The organism is Arthrobacter sp. B3I4 (genome assembly GCF_030816855.1).
In the GTDB taxonomy this organism is placed as follows: Bacteria; Actinomycetota; Actinomycetes; order Actinomycetales; family Micrococcaceae; genus Arthrobacter.
This window is the reverse complement of record NZ_JAUSYK010000001.1, coordinates 1,999,169-2,015,427: the sequence shown is the minus strand read 5'-3', so window position 1 is coordinate 2,015,427 and position 16,259 is coordinate 1,999,169. Positions and strand designations below refer to the sequence as shown.

Genomic DNA, 16,259 nt, shown 5'->3' with positions numbered 1-16,259 from the left:
ACCCGCTCGCCCTCAGGCGCAGCCGGCCCGGCCGGTCTCAGGCCTGGGCGGCGTCGGAGATGTGCAGGGTTGAGCCGTTGCGGCCCTTGACCACCTGGAGCTGGGTGGTGATCCGTTGTTTCATCTCCGCCACGTGGCTCACGAGGCCGACCACCCGGCCGCCGTCGCGGAGCCCTTCGAGAGCGTCCATGACCTGCTCGAGGGACTGCTCATCCAGACTGCCAAATCCCTCATCCACGAAGAGAGTCTCAATGTCCACGCCGCCGGACTCCATCTGCACCACGTCGGCGAGGCCGAGCGCCAGTGCGAGCGAGGCCATGAACGACTCTCCCCCGGACAAGGTGGCTGTGTCGCGGTGCTGGCCGGTCCAGAGGTCCACGACTTCCAGGCCCAGCCCGGATTTCTGGCCGCGGGAGGCCTTCGCGTCGGTGTGTTGCAGGGTGTACCGGCCGTCGCTCATACCGATCAGCCGTTCCGACGCCGCTTCGGCCACCTGCTCCAGCCGGGCCGCGAGCACATAGCTGTTAAGGCTCATGCGGTAGAGGTTGTCGCCGCCGCCGCGGGCCGCCTCGGCAACCGCTGTCCACAAGGCGGCACGCTCCCGGGGCTCCCGGCCGGCGTCGGCCAGCTCCGTAAACCGGGAGCTGATCCCGGCGAGGGTCCGGACCGAGTTCTGCGCCAGTCCGGCGGTCAGGGCAGCTTCCCGCGCGGACGCTTCGGCCGCGGCAAATTCGACGCCAAGCTCGTCGAGCAGGGCAGGGTCGACCGGGCCGTCCTCCGTGAGCTCCCGTTCGGCCAGCCGGAGTTCGTCACCGGCAAAAAGTTCCTCGAGCCGCGCCGCCTCGTCCTGGCCGGCGCGGACGGCCGCTTCCAGCCCGGCTGCGTCGCGGGCCGGGAGCAGCACGGAACGGGCCGCAGCCGCAGAGCCGAAGCCGGCCGCGGGAAGGGCCTGCTCCAGCTGGCCGCGCGCCTCCGCGGTCCGGGACCTGGCCGCTTCAAGATCGCCGGCGGCCGCTTCGGCGCGCTCCAGCAGTGACGTGCTCCGCCCTACGGCCGCGAGCCGGTCACCGAGGGTGGCGTGGCCGGAACGCAGTCCGGTCAGGGCCGCGTCGAGGGCCTCTGCCTGCGCGCGGACGGCGCTGAGGCTGGAACCGGTCTCGGCCAGCTGCGCAGCGGCGGCTCCCTGGGCTCGCTCGACGGCCTCGGCGTCCTCCGCCAGCTCGGTTCGCCTGGCCCGCTTGAGTGTGAGTTCGGCGGTGGCGCGCTTGGCCTCCGCGGCCCGTTCCTTCGCCACTGCGGCGTCATTGCCGGCTGTCCCGGGCGCGGTGTCGCCGCCCTGCGCTGTCAGGACGGCGAGGAGCTGACGGGCTTCACCCAGCTCACGTTCCAGCTCCGAGAGCGCAGCCTCGGCCGCCTCGGTGTCGGCCTGGGCTGCCTTCTCCGCGTCAGCAAGGGTGAGGGCGGACGCCATCGCCGGGGCGGGCGCCGGGTGCTCCGGGCTGCCGCAGACCGGACACGGGCTCTCCGGGAGCAGCTGGGCCGCGAGTTCCGCGGCCGCATTGGCGAGCCGTTCCTCCCTCAGGTCCAGCCAGCTCTGCCGGCAGTTAAGAGACTTCTCGCGGGCGAGGCGGTGCCGTTCCGCGATCCGCGCACAGTCCTCCGTTGCCGAGCCATGGCGCCGCACAATGCCGACCAGCTCTGCCGCGGCAGCGGCTTCCTTCGTCCTGAGCTGGAGTTCGGAGGCGAGTTCCTCGAGCGGCGCCAGCGCAGCCTCGAGTTCCAGGGATTCGGTGCGCAAGGCCTCGAGCCGCGCTGCACCGGAACGGGTGGTCTCGTGCAGCCCGTCCAGCCGCTGCTGCAGGTCATCGGCCCGGCCAACCAGTTCGGCGAGACGTTCCTCGTCCGGCAGCCGTTGCTCCAGCACCGCCCGCAGTGACCGCAGCCGTTCCAGCCCGCCACGCAACGCCATGCCCTCAAAAAGCGGACCGGACGACGGCGCCCCGCCCGCCCCGCCGTCGGCAGCGGCCAGCAGCTCCGGGAGCGCGGCCAGTTCCGGATCCGCGGGAACGGCCGCCCGCAACTCACCCGCGGCGGTAACAGCAGCAGCGGCCGCACGTTCCTCGGCGGCCTCCGCGCTGTCCACCGCCTGAAGCTGACCTCCGAGCACTTCGGCCTTGCGGTGCTGCTCAAGCCGTCCGGCTTTCTCCTGCAGCTCCGCTGCCGCGGCTTCGGTGTCCGCGCGGCGCTGAAGGGCCGCCGCAAGTTTCGCCTGCCGCGCAGCGCGGGCCTTCGTTGCCTCGAGCTGACCGGCCAGCCCTGCCCGCACGCCGTCGGAGTCCGCCGCTGCAACCTGGCGGTCAACCGCCGTGGCCGCGGCGGCTGCCTGCAGCCGGGCCAACAGCTGATCGGGAGCGTCGTTGTCGGCCGCTGGTTCCACTTCGACACCCAGGTTGGCTGCTTCAGCCTCCGCCTGGACCAGCAGCAACGCGAGTTCCTTATTAAGGGTTTCCACCTCTGCCCGGGCTGCCACCGCGCGCCGGACCAATTCCTGTTCCACCGCTTCGAAACGCTGGGTGCCGAAAAGGCTTTGCAGCAGCGCGAGCCGGTCGGCGGCCTTGGAGCGCAGGAAGGCGGCAAAGTCGCCCTGCGGCAACATCACCACGCGGGTGAACTGGTCCCGGTCCATGCCCAGCAGTGCGGTGATCTCGGCACCGGCCTCGTCGTTGCGGCCGGACTTCTCCACCCATTCGCCGTCCACCCGCTCGCGCAACAGGGTGTTGGCCTTCTGCTCGGTGAAACCGTTCTTGCCCCTGGTGCTGGGCTTGTTCCAGGCGGGCGTCCGGGAGACCTCAAAGTGCCTGCCCTGGGCGGAAAACTCGCAGGTCACCCGAGGCTCCGCGGCGGCGTCGGCGTGGTCGCTGCGAAGCCGTTTGCCGTCCTGCCGGGCGCCGGGCACCGAGCCGTACAGGGCAAAGCAGATGGCATCCAGGACGCTGGTCTTACCAGCCCCGGTGGCGCCGTTGAGCAGGAAAAGCCCGTGCGTGCTGAGCCGGTCGAAGTCGATGCACTCCGTGCCGGCGAAGGGGCCGAACGCGGAGATCTCGAGGCGTTGGATTCTCACCGGGACACCTCTTCCAGCCGGACAGCCTCGAGCACTTCAGCCAGGACGGCAGATTCGGCGTCCTCGGCGGTGCGGCCCCGGACGTGCTCCAGGAAGCCGCAGCAGATCGAGAGGTCGTCCACCGACTCGGCCAGCCTGCGGCTGTAGCTGGTCTTCGGGGACGCCGCTGCGCCCTCCGGGTCAAAGCCGAGTACCAGAGTGTCGGGAAAGCGGGCACGCAGCCGTTCCATCGCCTGGGCCGGGCGCTGCGCGTCGGTCAGCGTGATCTGGCAATAGGCGCCCTCTGCCCAGGCGAACTCCTCCACCGCGAGCAGCTCCTCCAGCCTGCCGCGCAGCACCGCGAGGGTGCGCGGAGCCTCCCACAGCACTTCCGTGACGGCAGTGACACCCTCCGCCGCCACGTCGATGAGCCAGCCGCCTTTTTGGTGCTTCGCCTCAGAGAACGAGTAGGCCAGCGGCGAGCCGGAGTAGCGGACCGTGGGTGAGAGCGTCTGCCGGCCGTGCAGGTGGCCGAGGGCGACGTAGCTGAAGCCGTCGAAGAGATCCAGCGGAACGGCACCCACTCCACCGATGCTCAGGTCCCGTTCGCTGTCGGAGCTGATCCCGCCGCTGGCGAAGGTGTGGGCCAGCACGACGGAATGGACGGTCCGGCCCTCCGACCGGGCCGCAACGTCGGCGCGGACCAGTTCGGTGGCGGCGCGGGTGACCTCGAAGTGGCTGGCCGTTTCGACGCCCAGCCCGGCGGCGACCAGCCGGGGCTCAAGCCAGGGAATGCCGTAGATGGCCAGGACGGGACCGGCGTCGTCCCCGTCGAGCGGCAGCAGCAGCGGCGTGTCGAGTTCGGCGAGGCGGGTGCGCAGGTGCACTCCCCCGCGCTCGAGCAGGCGGGAAGCGAACCCGAGCCGGATGGCTGAGTCGTGGTTGCCGCTGGTGAGGACCACTTTTGCACCGGCGGCGGTGATCCGTACCAGGGCATCGTCCAGCAGATGGACGACATCCACGCCGGGCAGGGCGCGGTCATAGACGTCACCTGCAATGAGGACAACATCGACCGACTGTTTACGGACGACGTCGAGGAGCTGGTCCACGAACGCGCGCTGCGCTTCGAGCATTCCGAGTCCGTGGAAGGACCGGCCCAAATGCCAGTCCGAGGTGTGCAATAACCGCATACAACTACGCTAGCGGCTGCCACCGACAGTATTGCGCAACACCCGGCGGCTCAGCCCGGCGCGACGCGTGAGGTGCGTTACGGAGTGCGCTTGTCGAAGAACTCCCGGGCCTCGTCGGCCGGCGGCGCGGGGGCAGGAACCGGCGCGGGGGCAGGAACCGGCGCGGGTGCGTCCACCTCGGTCGGCTCGTCCGCCTCCGTGCGGTCTCGGCCGTCGTCCATGTCGTCCACGGTGTCCGCGGACACCGTGGACGAGCTCACCGGTGGCGGGGCGAAGCCGCGGAACACCAGCCCGGCCAATGCTGCACCGACCAGCGGAGCGACCCAGAACAACCACAGCTGGCCCAGGGCATCCGGGCTGCTGAACACCGCCGCGGCAGTGGCGCGGGCAGGGTTGAAGGGCGCGTTGCCAACGCTCTGTCCCAGCTGCAGCAGCGTGGCCCAGCTCAAACCGACGGCAAACGGTGCAGCGGCCCTTCCCGGGTTGCGTCCCGCCGTGGTGCCGAGAAAAACCGCCACCAGCAGGGCGGCGCCGAGCACCTCGACCAGCAGCACCCCTGGCATCGGCACCTGGATGACCGAGCGGGCGTCGAAGCCCGACGCGACCGTGTCGAAGGCGCTCTGGGTGCCGTTGAGCTTGGGAACAGTGCGCAGCACGCCGAAGAGCGCCAAGGCACCGAGCAAAGCGCCGGCCAGCTGGGCGCCGAGGTAGGCGGCGGCGTCGGCCAGCCGAATGCGCCCGGCGATCAGGTGTCCCACCGTCACGGCCGGGTTGTAGTGGCCGCCGGAGAGGTAGCCGAAGGCGAGCATGGCGGCGGTGAGGGCCAGACCGGCCGCCAGGGAGGCGGACATCGGGTTGTACTGCGGAACGGCGAACAACGGCACGCCCAGGCCCACCACCACGACGAACAAGGTGCCCAGGGCCTCGGCGGACAGCCGGGCCGGGAGGCTCGGGCGCCAGTCGGGGTTGGCGGACGGCTGGCTGCCGGGTTCGCGGGCCTGCACTTGCAGAGTCATGTTCGGAAGGTCCTTTGCTCGGAGGTCGGTGCCGCCAGCAGTCTGACAGCGGAGTCTGGACGTGCGCTGGGTCTGAAAGTAGCGGGCGGTCGCTTAGCGCGCCAGCGCCAGCGCCGCGACCGTGCTGCCCGCCAGGGCGACGACGGCAGCGGCCGCACAGCGCACCAGGACAGCCGGAGCTTCCGCGGTACCGCGCCGCAGCTCGTGTCCGCGGACCCACACGCACCCCGCCAGCACCATGGTGGCGGCCATTGCGGTAAGCACGCTCACGCCCGAGAGGTCGGCGCCGCCCCCGGACGCCGCGCCCACGTCGTGCGCCCAGCTCCGCCAGATCAGCAGGTCCACGACGACGAGCGCCAGCAGCGTCCGCCGCCACGCCAGCGAGGTGCGTTCGGGCTGCAGCCCAGGGTCGCGCTGCGCCGGAGCGCTCACCGTGCCACCAGGATCAGGGCAGCGACGATGAAGGCAGCGGCAGCCACTCCCACCGTCATGACCAGGAGCACGCCGGAGAAGGGCAGTTCGCGGTTGTTCCGCATGGCGGCCTCCATCTTGCCCCAACGGCGGTAGGAGAGCGTCGCCAGCCCGGCCCCGATCAACGCCAGCAGCACGCACAGCACCACCCTCAGCGGGCCCGGGGGCGATACCCGGCGCCAGTTGGTCGACGGCGAGCGCGCCGGCGATGAGGGCCAGTGAGGTCCGGATCCAGGCGAGGAAGGTCCGTTCGTTCGCCAGCGAAAACCGGTAGTCGGGGGTGGTGCCGGTCCTGCGCCACGCTGGTTCGCGCATCCGTCGTCCTGTCCGTTGGCTGTGTCGCTCCCACAGCACCCTACCGGGGAACACGGAGGGTAAATTTGAAAGCATGAGCATCGAACCCGGCAGCACCCCCGAACCGACTCCTGCACCCTCCGCTGCACAGACCCCAACGCCGTCGCACGAATCACGCATCCACGGCTGCCTGCTCGGCGGGGCACTGGGTGATTCGCTCGGGTACGCCGTCGAGTTCGAAAAGATTGACTCGATCCGGGCGATGTTCGGACCTGCGGGTTTGCGGGACTTCGCGGACCTCGACGGCGGCAGCCACTTCTCCGACGACACGCAGATGACGCTGTATACGGTGGACGGTCTGCTGGAAGCCCTGGAGTGGGCCAACTCGGGCGTCGCTGCCGACACAAATGCCTGCCTCTGGCTTGCCTACCTGCGCTGGCTCGGCAGCCAGGGCGTGGTGCTGCCGGATTCCGCACCGTTCCAGCCGCCGCGCTGGATCGACGGCCACGAGGTGCTGCGAAACCGCCGGGCGCCGGGAAATGCGTGCCTGAGCGGGCTGGCCACCGGGGAAATGGGCACGGTGTACCGGCCGGTCAACCCGGATTCGAAGGGCTGCGGCACGGTGATGCGCTCGGCCCCGTTTGGTTTGCTTCCCTACATCGGCGCGGACGAGGTATACAAAATGAGCGCGGATGCGGCGGCGCTGACCCACGGGCACCCCTCGGCGCGGCAAAGCGCGGGCGTCTTCAGCCTGCTGGTCCACGCCCTCGCCAACGGTCGGAGCCTGCAGGACGCGGCCTCCGCGGCGCTCGAGCAGCTGCAGGAAGGCAGGCTGCCGCGGGGTGAGCAACCGGATTCCGATCTGATTGACCGGCTGGCGACGGCGCAGCGGCTCGCTGCCGCGGCGTCCGGCGCCGGTCAGCTCTCCGCAGAGGACCTGGTAGCCGAACTGGGCGAAGGGTGGGTTGCCGAGGAGGCGCTCGCCGTCGCGGTGTACGCTGTGCTCGCCACGGCCCCGGCGACGGCGGCAGCCGGCCCCGGCCCCGAGGAGCACTTCCGGGCGGCGATCGCCGTGGCGGTGAACCACAGCGGCGACAGCGATTCCACCGCCTCGATCGCGGGCAACATCCTGGGCACGTATTACGGTAAGGAGTGCCTGCCGGCGGACTGGCTGGAGGCGCTCGAAGCCCCCGAGGTCATCCGGGGCATGGCCGCACGGCTGGCGGCAGTTACGGGCGTCTGAGCGGCAGTTACGGGCGCCTGAGCGAAATGTTGTTGCAGGCCTCGCAGACGTCCTCCGGGATGAAGCCGCGGCGCTGCAGCAGGCCGAAGACTGCGCAGCCGAGGCAGAACCCGGCGAAGGCTTCGAGGGACGCCGCAGCGATCAGCACGGCGAGCAGGCTCCACGCGGCGGTGGCCAGACCGGCGGCGAAAAAGATGACCGCAGCCGTGGACAGCGCCGCGCCGATGCCCTGCGCGAACCGCTTCGGCGGCCCCGGGACCAGCCGTTTCCTGCCCAGCAGCGGCGTCAGGACCTTGACCGAGAGCACACCGAAGGGCGAGATCCGCGGCCCGAACAGCACCCGCAGCCAGAAACCGGCGGCAATGGCCGCCAGCCCCCAGCCGGAGCCGGTCAGCAGCGCCGCGAGCGACAGCAACACCACCAGGGCGGCGGTGATCCGCGCGGAGTACTCATTTACGGGATTGGGAAAAGCAAAAACCTTGCCCCAGTCGGTACCGCCCCGTCGGCCTGCAGCGGGTGCGGACATCAGTTTGCTCATCGTTCAAGGCTAGGAGCGGCCCGAGTGCGGGCGAAAGAATTGTTGCGCGGTGTGACCTGGGCACGCGAACTACCCGGCGCGGGCCACCGGCGCGGCGAGGTGGCCGCCGAGCATCTGCAGGAACTCCCCTTCGGACAGGACTTCAATGCGCTGGCCGCGTTCGTGCAGTTCCAGAACCCGCCGCGCCTTGCCGGTCAGGCGGCCTGAGCGCAGGTCCGCCGCGACGAAGCCGTCCCCCACCACCAGGACGGTGGTCCGGGCGGTGACACGGCTTTCGGGCCGGGCGCCGAGCTCTGCGGAGCGCAGCTTCGCCTCGGGCCGCGCGATGGCCAGCTCCCCGGTAAAGACCACGGTTTGTCCGAACAGCGGGTGGCCGGGTTCCGCCGCCATGTTGGGTTCCGGGTTGGCGCCCTCCTCGGGCCAGCCGGCGCGCAGCTGGCGGACGGCGGCGGCCGGACCCTGGCCGGCGGCGAGAGCCTCAAGCGCGGACCGGGTGGCCTTGGAGAGCGGGTCACGGCGCGGATCGAAGGCCGGCTGGCGGGACAGCGCCAGCCCCAGCGAGAGATGCAGCTCGGCGATGCTGGCGGCACCGTTGCGGGCTGCGATGTCAATCAGGATGCCGGCGCAGGCACGCGCGTCCTCTGCGGCGTCGTGGTGGTTGATCAGCGGAACGCCCGCTTCCTCGGCCGCGTACGGCAGCGAATTGGATACCAGCGAATAGCAGCGGCGGGACAGCATCACGGTGCAGACATAGTCATAGGCGGGGCCGGGCAGGCCGGAAACCTCAAGCCCGGACCGGATCACGCCAAGATCGAACGCGGCGTTGTGGGCTGCCAGCACGTCATCGCCGATGAAGGCGCCGATTTCGGGGAACAGCTCACCGAACCGGGGCAGCCCGGCAACCTGCTCGGGCCGGATGCCGTGGATCCGCACGTTGTGGTAGTCGAAGGCGTCGTGGTTTTCCGGCGGCCGCATCAGCCAGGAGGCTTCCTCGACGACCACGCCGCCGCGCACCTTGCTCAGCCCGACGGCGCACGGCGATCCGCGGAAGCCGTTGGCCGTCTCGAAGTCGATCGCCGTAAAGTCCAAACCCACGCCCCACACCTTACCGCCGGAAGCCGCCGCGGCCCGGCAAGGTGGCCGTCAAGTACCCTAGATGGGTGAACCCTTTTACCCTGCACGACTTTGCCGTGACCACTTTCGGCGGCGCCGGACCGGTCCAGCCGCACCTGGCTTCGTTCCTGCCCGACTGGCTTAATCCCCAGGTCTTCCTGGCCGACCCGGCCCTCGCGCCGTGGGTCGTCGTGCTGGTGTGCGGGATCATCTTCGCCGAGACCGGACTGCTGATCGGCTTCTTCCTGCCGGGCGACTCGATGCTGTTCACGGCCGGGCTGCTGGTCGCGACGGACACCATCAAATTCAACATCTGGGCGTTCGCGGCCCTGATCGTGGTTTCCGCGATCATCGGCAACCAGGCCGGCTACCTGATCGGGTCCAAGGCCGGACCGGCGATCTTCAACAAGCCCGACTCCAAGCTCTTTAAGCGCGAGAACGTGGAAAGCGCGCACGCGTTCTTCGAAAAGCACGGCGGCAAGGCGCTGATCCTGGCCCGCTTCGTCCCGATCATCCGAACCTTCGTTCCGGTGATCGTCGGCGTCGCTCAGATGAGCAAGCGGAAGTTCTTCCTCTACAACGTGATCGGCGCCGTCCTCTGGGGCGGCGGCGTCACGCTGCTCGGCTACCTGCTGGGCGACAAGGTGCCCTGGGTGCGCGACAACCTCGACATCATCTTCATTGCCATCGTGTTGCTCTCCGTCATCCCGATCGGCATCGAAGTTGTCCGCGGCTTCGTCGCCAAGCGCCAGGCCGAGAAGTACGGCACCGGGCTGGTCGATGAATTCATTGAAGAACACGCCCCGGAAGAGGAGCGCAAGACCCCCTAGCCGCCGGCGAACGGCAGGCTACCTCCCCGCCAGCGCTTCCACGATCGCCGGGAGCAGCGCCCGGAAGGCGTGGCCGCGGTGGCTGATGGCGTTCTTCTCCTCCGCGCTGAGTTCGGCGCAGCTGCGGTCCAGGCCGCTGGGCTGCAGCACCGGGTCGTAGCCGAAGCCGCCGGCGCCGCGCGGCTCGCGCAGCAGCGTTCCCTCCAGCTGGCCGTACTCCACGACCTCGCGGGCCTCTTCACCCGCCTGCCCCGGTACCGCCAGCGCCGCGGCGCAGACGAACGCCGCCCCGCGGTACCCGTCCGGCACGTCGGAGAGCTGGTTCAGCAGCAGCTCCAGGTTGGCAGCGTCGTCGCCGTGCCGTCCGGCCCAGCGCGCCGAGAAGATGCCCGGCGCACCGCCCAGGACGTCCACGGCCAGGCCGGAGTCGTCGGCGATCGCGACCAGGCCGGTGGCTTCGGACACCGCCCGCGCCTTCAGCAGGGAGTTCTCGGCAAAGGTCACCCCTGTTTCGACGACGTCGGGGGCCCCGACGGCGCCGGCGTCCACTACCTGCGTGTCGACGTCGAGGCCGGGCAGCTGCCCGCGCAGCAGTTCGCGCAGTTCCCTCAGCTTGCCCTGGTTGTGGGTCGCGAGCACCAGGACCGGCCGGTCCGGCCGGTCCGCTGCCGCAGTGCCGCTCACGGGGCTTCGGCCAGGGTTTCGCGCTGGATGGCGGCGAGCTGTTCGGTGCCCAGCAGCGCCAGATCCAGCAGCTTGTTGAGCTCGTCGCGGTCGAACGGGGCTCCCTCGGCGGTGCCCTGGACTTCAACGAACTTGCCGGAGCCGGTGACGACGACGTTCATGTCGGTCTCGGCGCGCACGTCCTCGATGTACGGCAGGTCCAGCATCGGCACGCCGTCGATGATGCCGACGGAAACAGCCGCGATGGTGTCCACCAGCGGCTGGGCGTTGCGGGCGATCAGCTTGTTGTCCCGGGCGAAGCGGATGGCCTCGGCGAGCGCGACATAGGCGCCGGTGATCGCGGCGGTGCGGGTGCCGCCGTCGGCCTGCAGGACATCGCAGTCCAGCACTATGGTGTTTTCGCCCAGCGCCTTGGTGTCGATGATGGAGCGCAGCGAGCGGCCGATCAGGCGGGAAATTTCGTGCGTGCGGCCGCCGATCTTTCCTTTCACGGATTCGCGCGCCGAACGGGTGTTGGTGGCGCGCGGCAGCATGGCGTATTCGGCGGTGACCCAGCCGCGGCCCTCGCCCTTGAGCCAGCGCGGCACGCCCTCGGTCAGCGACGCGGTGCACAGCACCCGGGTGTTGCCGAACTCGATCAGAGCCGAACCTTCGGCCTGCTTGGACCAGCCGCGGGTGATGCTGATCGGGCGGAGCTGGTCCGGGGTTCGGCCGTCGGCGCGGAGAACGGGGGCAGTCAGTGCTTCGGAAGTCATGCGTTCTAGCTTATCGACTTGGCGCGGCGCTTCGTCCCTCAGACGGTGTAGTGGACCCCTGCGACGGCCACGGCCACGTGCTGGCCGAAGACCTCCTTGGCCTCAGCCGTCACCTTGGTATGGGACGTCCAGACCGGGATGTGGGTCAGCAGCAGCCGCCGGGCCCCGGCGGCAACAGCCGCCTCACCGGCCCGTTTGCCGGTCAGGTGGACATCCTTGACCGCATCGTCCCGGCCTTCCTCGAAGGCAGCCTCGCAGAGGAACAGGTCCGCGTCCCGGGCTGCGTCCTCCAGGCCGCTGCAGGAGTCCGTGTCCCCCGAATAGCTCAGCACCCGGGTCACCGGAATGCCGTCCTTGTCCGGCTCCGTCACCTCCACCCGCAGCGCGTAGGCCTCCTCGACGGGGTGGTTTACCGCATAAGGGGTGACGGTGAAGGGTCCCAGGGTTACGGGCTTGCGCTCGGACCAGTTGCTGAAGTCAAACTCCTCGTGCATGCCCGGATCCAGGTCCAGGCCGTAGGCGGTCGCCATCCGGTCAGCGGTTGCGGCCGGCCCCCAGACCGGGATCCGGCCGCGGTCCCAGCCGCCCGGCTTCCAGCGCACCGCGACGTGGAGCCCGCACAGGTCCATGCAGTGATCCGGGTGCAGGTGGGTGAGGAAGATCGCGTCGATATCCTCAAGGTCGGTGTAGCGCTGGATCGCCCCCAGCGCCCCGCTGCCCAGGTCCAGCACGATCTTCCAGCTCCGCTCGCCGTCGTGCGCGGTCAACAGGTAGCACGACGCCGGCGATCCGGGCCCCGGAAACGATCCGGTGCACCCCACGATGGTCAGTTTCACAGACCGGACCCCCGCAGGCCGGTCATAGGGACGGTTGCGGAGACGAAGTTGGAGATCCGCGGCCGGCCCGCGGCTGCCTGCGCGGCAGCAATCATTTCCGGGGTGATGCGGGCGAGGCTGCCGGTCGGGTACTGGGCCGCGACGTGGTCGACGTGCCGGACGCTGAGTACCTCCGGGCCGAGGAAGCGGCGGGCCAGGTGCTCGAACTGGGCGGCGTCGCCGGTGGCGATGAAGTTGTGTTCCGGGGCGGACGTGCCGGTACGTTCCAGCCCGCGCGACGCCAGGGCACGGTAGACGTCCTTGGCGGTCTCCTCCGCACTGGACACCAGCGTGACGTTTTCGCCGAGGACGAAGGAAAGCACCCCGGTGAGCAGCGGGTAGTGGGTGCAGCCGAGCACGACGGTGTCCACCCCGGCGGCGATCAGGGGTGCCAGGTATTCGCGGGCGACGGCGAGCAGTTCCGGTCCAGTGGTGATACCGGCCTCGACGTACGGGACGAAGGCGGGGCAGGCCACCGAGGTGATCTCCAGGTCCGGGGCCGCCGCGAAGGTGTCCTCATAGGCGCGCGAGCCGACGGTGGCCGACGTGCCGATGACGCCGATCCGTCCGTTGCGGGTGGCAGAAACTGCCCGCCGCACGGCGGGCTGGATCACTTCGATCACGGGAATGCCGTACCGCGCGGTATAGCGTTCCCGGGCGTCGCGGAGCACGGCGGCGGAGGCGGAGTTGCAGGCAATGGTGAGCAGTTTGACGCCGGAGTCCACCAGCTCGTCCATCACGCCCAGGGCGTTGGCACGGACCTCGGCGATGGGCAGCGGCCCGTAGGGCCCGTGCGCGGTGTCGCCGACATAAAGGATGGACTCGTTGGGGAGCTGGTCGATGATCGACCTCGCCACGGTGAGGCCACCGACGCCGGAATCGAAAACGCCGATCGGGCGCTCCCCCGGCCGGGAATTACCGGTGCTGCCCGCTGCGGTCTCCGCCGCAGCCTGGGCCGCCGGATCCGTGCTCGATGCTGAAGTCATGATTATTCGAGGATAGGGCTTCGCAGAAGACACGACCATGACATTGTGTCCGGCAACTCGTGTCTGATGGGTCACACACGGCACTGTTCAGCAGGCCGAAGGGTATGTTTCTCCTGTTGTGTTGCTTCCGGATCCGCGTCTCGGGCGGTCCGGCCGACGGTGGGGGATGTATGGCTTCGTGGGTGGGACAGAACTGGCAGCTGGTCGACGACGGCGGCGCCACAGCGTCGATCGGCGTCACGTTCGGCGTCGGCCTGTTGGACGAACCGGTGGAACATACCGGTGCACTGTCGACCGCCCTGGCCGCCCTCAGGGCGGAGCTGGCCCGGCCCGTGGAACTCGCGACGGGAGGGGCCGCTCTTGCCGAGGCCCTGGCAGAAGTATCGACGGACACTTCCACCCTCCTGGTGCGCGGGAGCCGGGAGACAGTGGCGTCGGCCTGGAGCAGGTTGCCGACGCTGTTTACTCCCGACATCATTGCCGACGATCTGCTGCCGCTGCGCACGGACGCACCGGTCTGGCGCACCGATCTCGTTCGCCGTACCGGACACAACGCGGCGGCGCTTGCGGGTCCCCAGGGGGTGGCCGCCGCCAGCGTCCACGAGCTGGCCCGCACCCTCTTGCCGCAGCTCCACCCCGGCAGCGGGCGGTTCCGGGCCGTGTTCTTCGCTTCGGAAGCTTCGTTGATTGGAACGGGGTTTCCGGTGCAGGATTTCCTGCGCGGCTCCGGCGCCGGGACCCGCTGGGCGGACGGGACCCGCACCGGCCATGCGGCGGTGGATCCGGATCCCGAAGTACCGGAATCTCCGGCAGAGCAGCTGGGTCCGCCGGCCCCCACCGCCGCGCTGGCGTCCGTGCTGGTGCCAAGGTCGGCCGCCGGCCTCGCGGCGGCGCGGGTGCTGCACCGGCAGCTGGCAGCGGCGGCCGAGCAAACCCTCGCCGGCCACACCGGAATCCACGCCGAGCTGACCGGCATGGGGCCGGACCACTGCCTTGTCCTGGTCGGCGACCCCGTACTCGGCGAGGAGGCGTTGCGTCCGCTGCTGGAGACGTTCAGCAGGACCCTGGCCCTGGTCCCGGAACCATGGGTGGACGAAGCGATGGTGAGCGTGATTCCATCCCAGGCGCGGCTCGAACGCGAACGACAGATTTTTGACCTCGGCGCTGACCCTGCGGTCAGCAGCAGAGACGTGATGCAGGCCGTCGTCGGGGCAGCGGAAAGCCTCCACCTCGCCGTTCCGCGTGTCCTCCCGGAAGCCGGGGACACCGCGGATCCGGCCGGGGACCCGGCCGCCGGCACAACCCGGGCGCCGCAGGTTTCACTACGGTCCAAGCCACCGAAGCATCCTGGCCGCGGGCGCACCTTCAAGACATGGACCAGCGGCCGGCCGGGTCCCACACCGGCCACCGCCGCGAACCGGCTGGTCGTCGGAGAGAACGCCATCTTCGCCGGGGTCATGTCCGCCGTGCGTGCCCCGGTCTCCTGGCAGGCCGGGGTGGACACCACGCGCGCGCTCGCAGTCCTTGAGGATCAGTCCGGCACTGTGTCGATCCTGGATGACCAGTTCCGGACAGTATCGTTCCACCCTCTGCTGTTCCCCCGCCGTCGCGCGCTGCAGGAGCTTCTCGGGCAACGCCTGAAGGGGGTGCCGAGGCTCACGCATAGGACCAGCCAGGACCGCGGCGAAATGGAGCGCTGGGCGAAACGCGCCAGGACGACTTCCCTCAGCCTCAAAACCGTCGCCGCGGGATTCGGTGTCTTCATCGCGGTGATGATCGGGCTGCAGAACAGTGCCGCCGCGAGTGTGACCGGCCGGCTGGCCGTGACCGACACCGCTGAGCTCGGCAACGGCACCAGGATCACCGCTTCCGCGTTCGAAATTGCCGGACCGAATCCTGCCGACCCGGAATACACGGTCACCGTCCACGTCGACTTCTGCGCCGGCAACGACACGAGGGCCGGCAAGCTGCCGCCGGAAACCCAGCGCAGCGTATCGCCGGAGAACTTCTCCATGTTCGATGATCAGTACAGCACGGCGAGGCTGGTGAGCAGCAGCGGGCAGTTGCGCCCAGCGACGCTGCGGCGTGGGCAGTGCGCCACCGGTGATCTTGTCTACAAGGGCCCTCAGCTGGCCAATCCCCGGCTCAGCTACAAGAACGAGGCAGGCGACGATGTGATCTGGTACCGGTACGGGCAGGTCCCGAAGGGGTAGCGGGCCGTCCGGCAGCCCCGGTCAGGCAGCTCCGGGAACCGGCTCAGGCGTTGTGGGGCGCGTCGGGGTCGGCCGGCGCCTGGGTGCGGCGCTTTTCGATCAGTTCCTTCGTACGGACAAGTCGCAGGAGGGTGACCAAAATCAGGCCGCCGAGTACGTTGAACAGCAGGGTGTAACCGAACCAGCCGAGCCACTGCCCGTAGGTGATGTCGGCGCCGGAGTGGATGGCCGCGAAGATCAGCAAGGAGTCCAGGATCGAGTGGAAGAGCTGGAGCCCGGCCAGCAGGAACCCGCCTATGATGGTCGCGACGATGCGGGCCACATCGTTGCCGGTGCCCTGCTGCATCCGGCTCATCAGGGTGATAGTGCTGCCGCCGAGTACCGCCAAAGCCACGGTCTGCAGGGAGAACGGAGCATCGACGTAGTGGTGGGCGCTCTCGCTCACCACTGCCGACCACTCCGGGAACGCCTGCATCACGATCCAGACGAAGACCCAGCCGCCGGCCAGGTTCGCCACGAGCGTGCCTCCCCAGAGCCGCGCCAGCTGACCGATGCTGCCTTCCTTCGCCACGACGGCGGCCACCGGCATCAGGAAGTTCTCAGTGAACAGCTCACTGTGCGCGAGGAGGAGGGCGATGAGTCCGATGCTGAAGGCCAGCCCGGCCAGCAGATGGTTTCCGGTCTCGTGCATCACCGCGAGGTAGGCCATGATTCCCAGTCCGACTTCGAAACCGCCAAACACACCGGTGACCAGGATGTTGCGCATCGTCCGGTGAAGCCGTTCCGCTCCCTCGCCGATCGTCTTATCGAACGATTCTTTGAGCTCCTGCTCCACCGGGGCGTCCGTCTCCCCCAGTTCCCGCCTGCGTTCTTCGCTCATACTGCCTTCCGCGGCTCCCGTGAGCTCTCGTGCCGTTGACCAGCCGACTGCCGTAGATGGTCTTGCACCCG

The 16,259-nt window shown here is 69.5% G+C and carries 15 protein-coding genes and 1 pseudogene; 3 read left to right on the top strand and 13 right to left on the bottom strand.

The annotated features are described in order from the left end of the window. Positions 1 to 37: 37 nt before the first annotated feature. The 6 genes and pseudogenes from QFZ61_RS09480 to QFZ61_RS09455 form a co-directional block, all read right to left on the bottom strand. A complete protein-coding gene (locus QFZ61_RS09480; RefSeq protein WP_307035436.1) occupies positions 38 to 3,121 on the bottom strand; it encodes an SMC family ATPase in 3,084 nt (1,027 codons plus the stop codon). After that, on the bottom strand, positions 3,118 to 4,290 hold the full coding sequence (locus QFZ61_RS09475; protein WP_307035434.1) for an exonuclease SbcCD subunit D: 1,173 nt from the start codon (positions 4,288 to 4,290) through the stop codon (positions 3,118 to 3,120). Before QFZ61_RS09475 ends, QFZ61_RS09480 begins: the two co-directional genes overlap by 4 nt. 77 nt (positions 4,291 to 4,367) lie before the next feature. Further along, positions 4,368 to 5,306 carry an MIP/aquaporin family protein gene (locus QFZ61_RS09470; protein ID WP_307035432.1) on the bottom strand — a complete coding sequence of 313 codons (939 nt, stop codon included), beginning with the start codon at positions 5,304 to 5,306 and terminating at the stop codon, positions 4,368 to 4,370. A 93-nt stretch (positions 5,307 to 5,399) separates the two neighbouring features. After that, complete coding sequence (locus QFZ61_RS09465; RefSeq protein ID WP_307038103.1) at positions 5,400 to 5,738, bottom strand: DUF202 domain-containing protein; 339 nt, start codon at positions 5,736 to 5,738, stop codon at positions 5,400 to 5,402. Then, a complete protein-coding gene (locus QFZ61_RS09460) occupies positions 5,735 to 5,914 on the bottom strand; it encodes a hypothetical protein (protein ID WP_307038291.1) in 180 nt (59 codons plus the stop codon). Before QFZ61_RS09460 ends, QFZ61_RS09465 begins: the two co-directional genes overlap by 4 nt. Before the next feature lie 67 nt (positions 5,915 to 5,981). Then, positions 5,982 to 6,092, bottom strand: a pseudogene (locus tag QFZ61_RS09455) (YidH family protein); the annotation flags it as partial. Between the two features lie 73 nt (positions 6,093 to 6,165). On the opposite strand from QFZ61_RS09455, the gene QFZ61_RS09450 reads away from it, so the two are divergent. Beyond that, positions 6,166 to 7,314, top strand: coding sequence for an ADP-ribosylglycohydrolase family protein (locus tag QFZ61_RS09450; protein ID WP_307035430.1), 1,149 nt, complete (start codon positions 6,166 to 6,168; stop codon positions 7,312 to 7,314). Between the two features lie 7 nt (positions 7,315 to 7,321). On the opposite strand, the gene QFZ61_RS09445 is transcribed toward QFZ61_RS09450, so the two are convergent. Next, positions 7,322 to 7,852, bottom strand: coding sequence for a DUF4395 domain-containing protein (locus tag QFZ61_RS09445; protein WP_307035428.1), 531 nt, complete (start codon positions 7,850 to 7,852; stop codon positions 7,322 to 7,324). 69 nt (positions 7,853 to 7,921) lie between these two features. Further along, the gene (locus tag QFZ61_RS09440) at positions 7,922 to 8,947 is read right to left on the bottom strand and encodes an exonuclease domain-containing protein (RefSeq protein ID WP_307035426.1); all 1,026 of its coding nucleotides are present in this window, start codon (positions 8,945 to 8,947) and stop codon (positions 7,922 to 7,924) included. 80 nt (positions 8,948 to 9,027) lie between these two features. Between QFZ61_RS09440 and QFZ61_RS09435 the strand changes: the two genes are divergently transcribed. Beyond that, entirely contained in the window at positions 9,028 to 9,795 is a 768-nt protein-coding gene (locus tag QFZ61_RS09435) for a VTT domain-containing protein (RefSeq protein WP_307038102.1), read from the top strand. A gap of 18 nt (positions 9,796 to 9,813) precedes the next feature. Here the strand turns inward: QFZ61_RS09435 and rdgB are convergent, their stop codons facing one another. Genes rdgB through murI form a run of 4 tightly spaced genes read right to left on the bottom strand, consistent with a single transcriptional unit; the run spans position 9,814 to position 13,095 of the window. Beyond that, complete coding sequence (gene rdgB / locus QFZ61_RS09430; RefSeq protein ID WP_307035424.1) at positions 9,814 to 10,479, bottom strand: RdgB/HAM1 family non-canonical purine NTP pyrophosphatase; 666 nt, start codon at positions 10,477 to 10,479, stop codon at positions 9,814 to 9,816. Continuing rightward, complete coding sequence (gene rph / locus QFZ61_RS09425; RefSeq protein ID WP_307035422.1) at positions 10,476 to 11,234, bottom strand: ribonuclease PH; 759 nt, start codon at positions 11,232 to 11,234, stop codon at positions 10,476 to 10,478. Before rph ends, rdgB begins: the two co-directional genes overlap by 4 nt. Before the next feature lie 38 nt (positions 11,235 to 11,272). Next, positions 11,273 to 12,070 carry an MBL fold metallo-hydrolase gene (locus QFZ61_RS09420; protein WP_307035420.1) on the bottom strand — a complete coding sequence of 266 codons (798 nt, stop codon included), beginning with the start codon at positions 12,068 to 12,070 and terminating at the stop codon, positions 11,273 to 11,275. After that, the gene (gene murI, locus QFZ61_RS09415) at positions 12,067 to 13,095 is read right to left on the bottom strand and encodes a glutamate racemase (protein WP_307035418.1); all 1,029 of its coding nucleotides are present in this window, start codon (positions 13,093 to 13,095) and stop codon (positions 12,067 to 12,069) included. The genes QFZ61_RS09420 and murI overlap by 4 nt, the downstream gene beginning before the upstream one ends. Positions 13,096 to 13,265: 170 nt before the next feature. Here murI and QFZ61_RS09410 point away from each other — a divergent pair, with 170 nt between their 5' ends. After that, complete coding sequence (locus QFZ61_RS09410) at positions 13,266 to 15,308, top strand: hypothetical protein (protein ID WP_307035416.1); 2,043 nt, start codon at positions 13,266 to 13,268, stop codon at positions 15,306 to 15,308. Between the two features lie 43 nt (positions 15,309 to 15,351). On the opposite strand, the gene QFZ61_RS09405 is transcribed toward QFZ61_RS09410, so the two are convergent. Beyond that, positions 15,352 to 16,188 carry a formate/nitrite transporter family protein gene (locus QFZ61_RS09405; RefSeq protein WP_307035414.1) on the bottom strand — a complete coding sequence of 279 codons (837 nt, stop codon included), beginning with the start codon at positions 16,186 to 16,188 and terminating at the stop codon, positions 15,352 to 15,354. Between the last annotated feature and the right edge of the window lie 71 nt (positions 16,189 to 16,259).

Coding starts and splice junctions, on each gene's coding strand:
- QFZ61_RS09410 (WP_307035416.1), top strand. CDS start 13,266: ATGGCTTCGTGGGTGGGACAGAACTGGCAGCTGGTCGACGACGGCGGC.
- QFZ61_RS09475 (WP_307035434.1), bottom strand. CDS start 4,290: ATGCGGTTATTGCACACCTCGGACTGGCATTTGGGCCGGTCCTTCCAC.
- QFZ61_RS09470 (WP_307035432.1), bottom strand. CDS start 5,306: ATGACTCTGCAAGTGCAGGCCCGCGAACCCGGCAGCCAGCCGTCCGCC.
- QFZ61_RS09405 (WP_307035414.1), bottom strand. CDS start 16,188: ATGAGCGAAGAACGCAGGCGGGAACTGGGGGAGACGGACGCCCCGGTG.
- murI (WP_307035418.1), bottom strand. CDS start 13,095: ATGACTTCAGCATCGAGCACGGATCCGGCGGCCCAGGCTGCGGCGGAG.
- QFZ61_RS09450 (WP_307035430.1), top strand. CDS start 6,166: ATGAGCATCGAACCCGGCAGCACCCCCGAACCGACTCCTGCACCCTCC.
- rph (WP_307035422.1), bottom strand. CDS start 11,234: ATGACTTCCGAAGCACTGACTGCCCCCGTTCTCCGCGCCGACGGCCGA.
- QFZ61_RS09445 (WP_307035428.1), bottom strand. CDS start 7,852: ATGAGCAAACTGATGTCCGCACCCGCTGCAGGCCGACGGGGCGGTACC.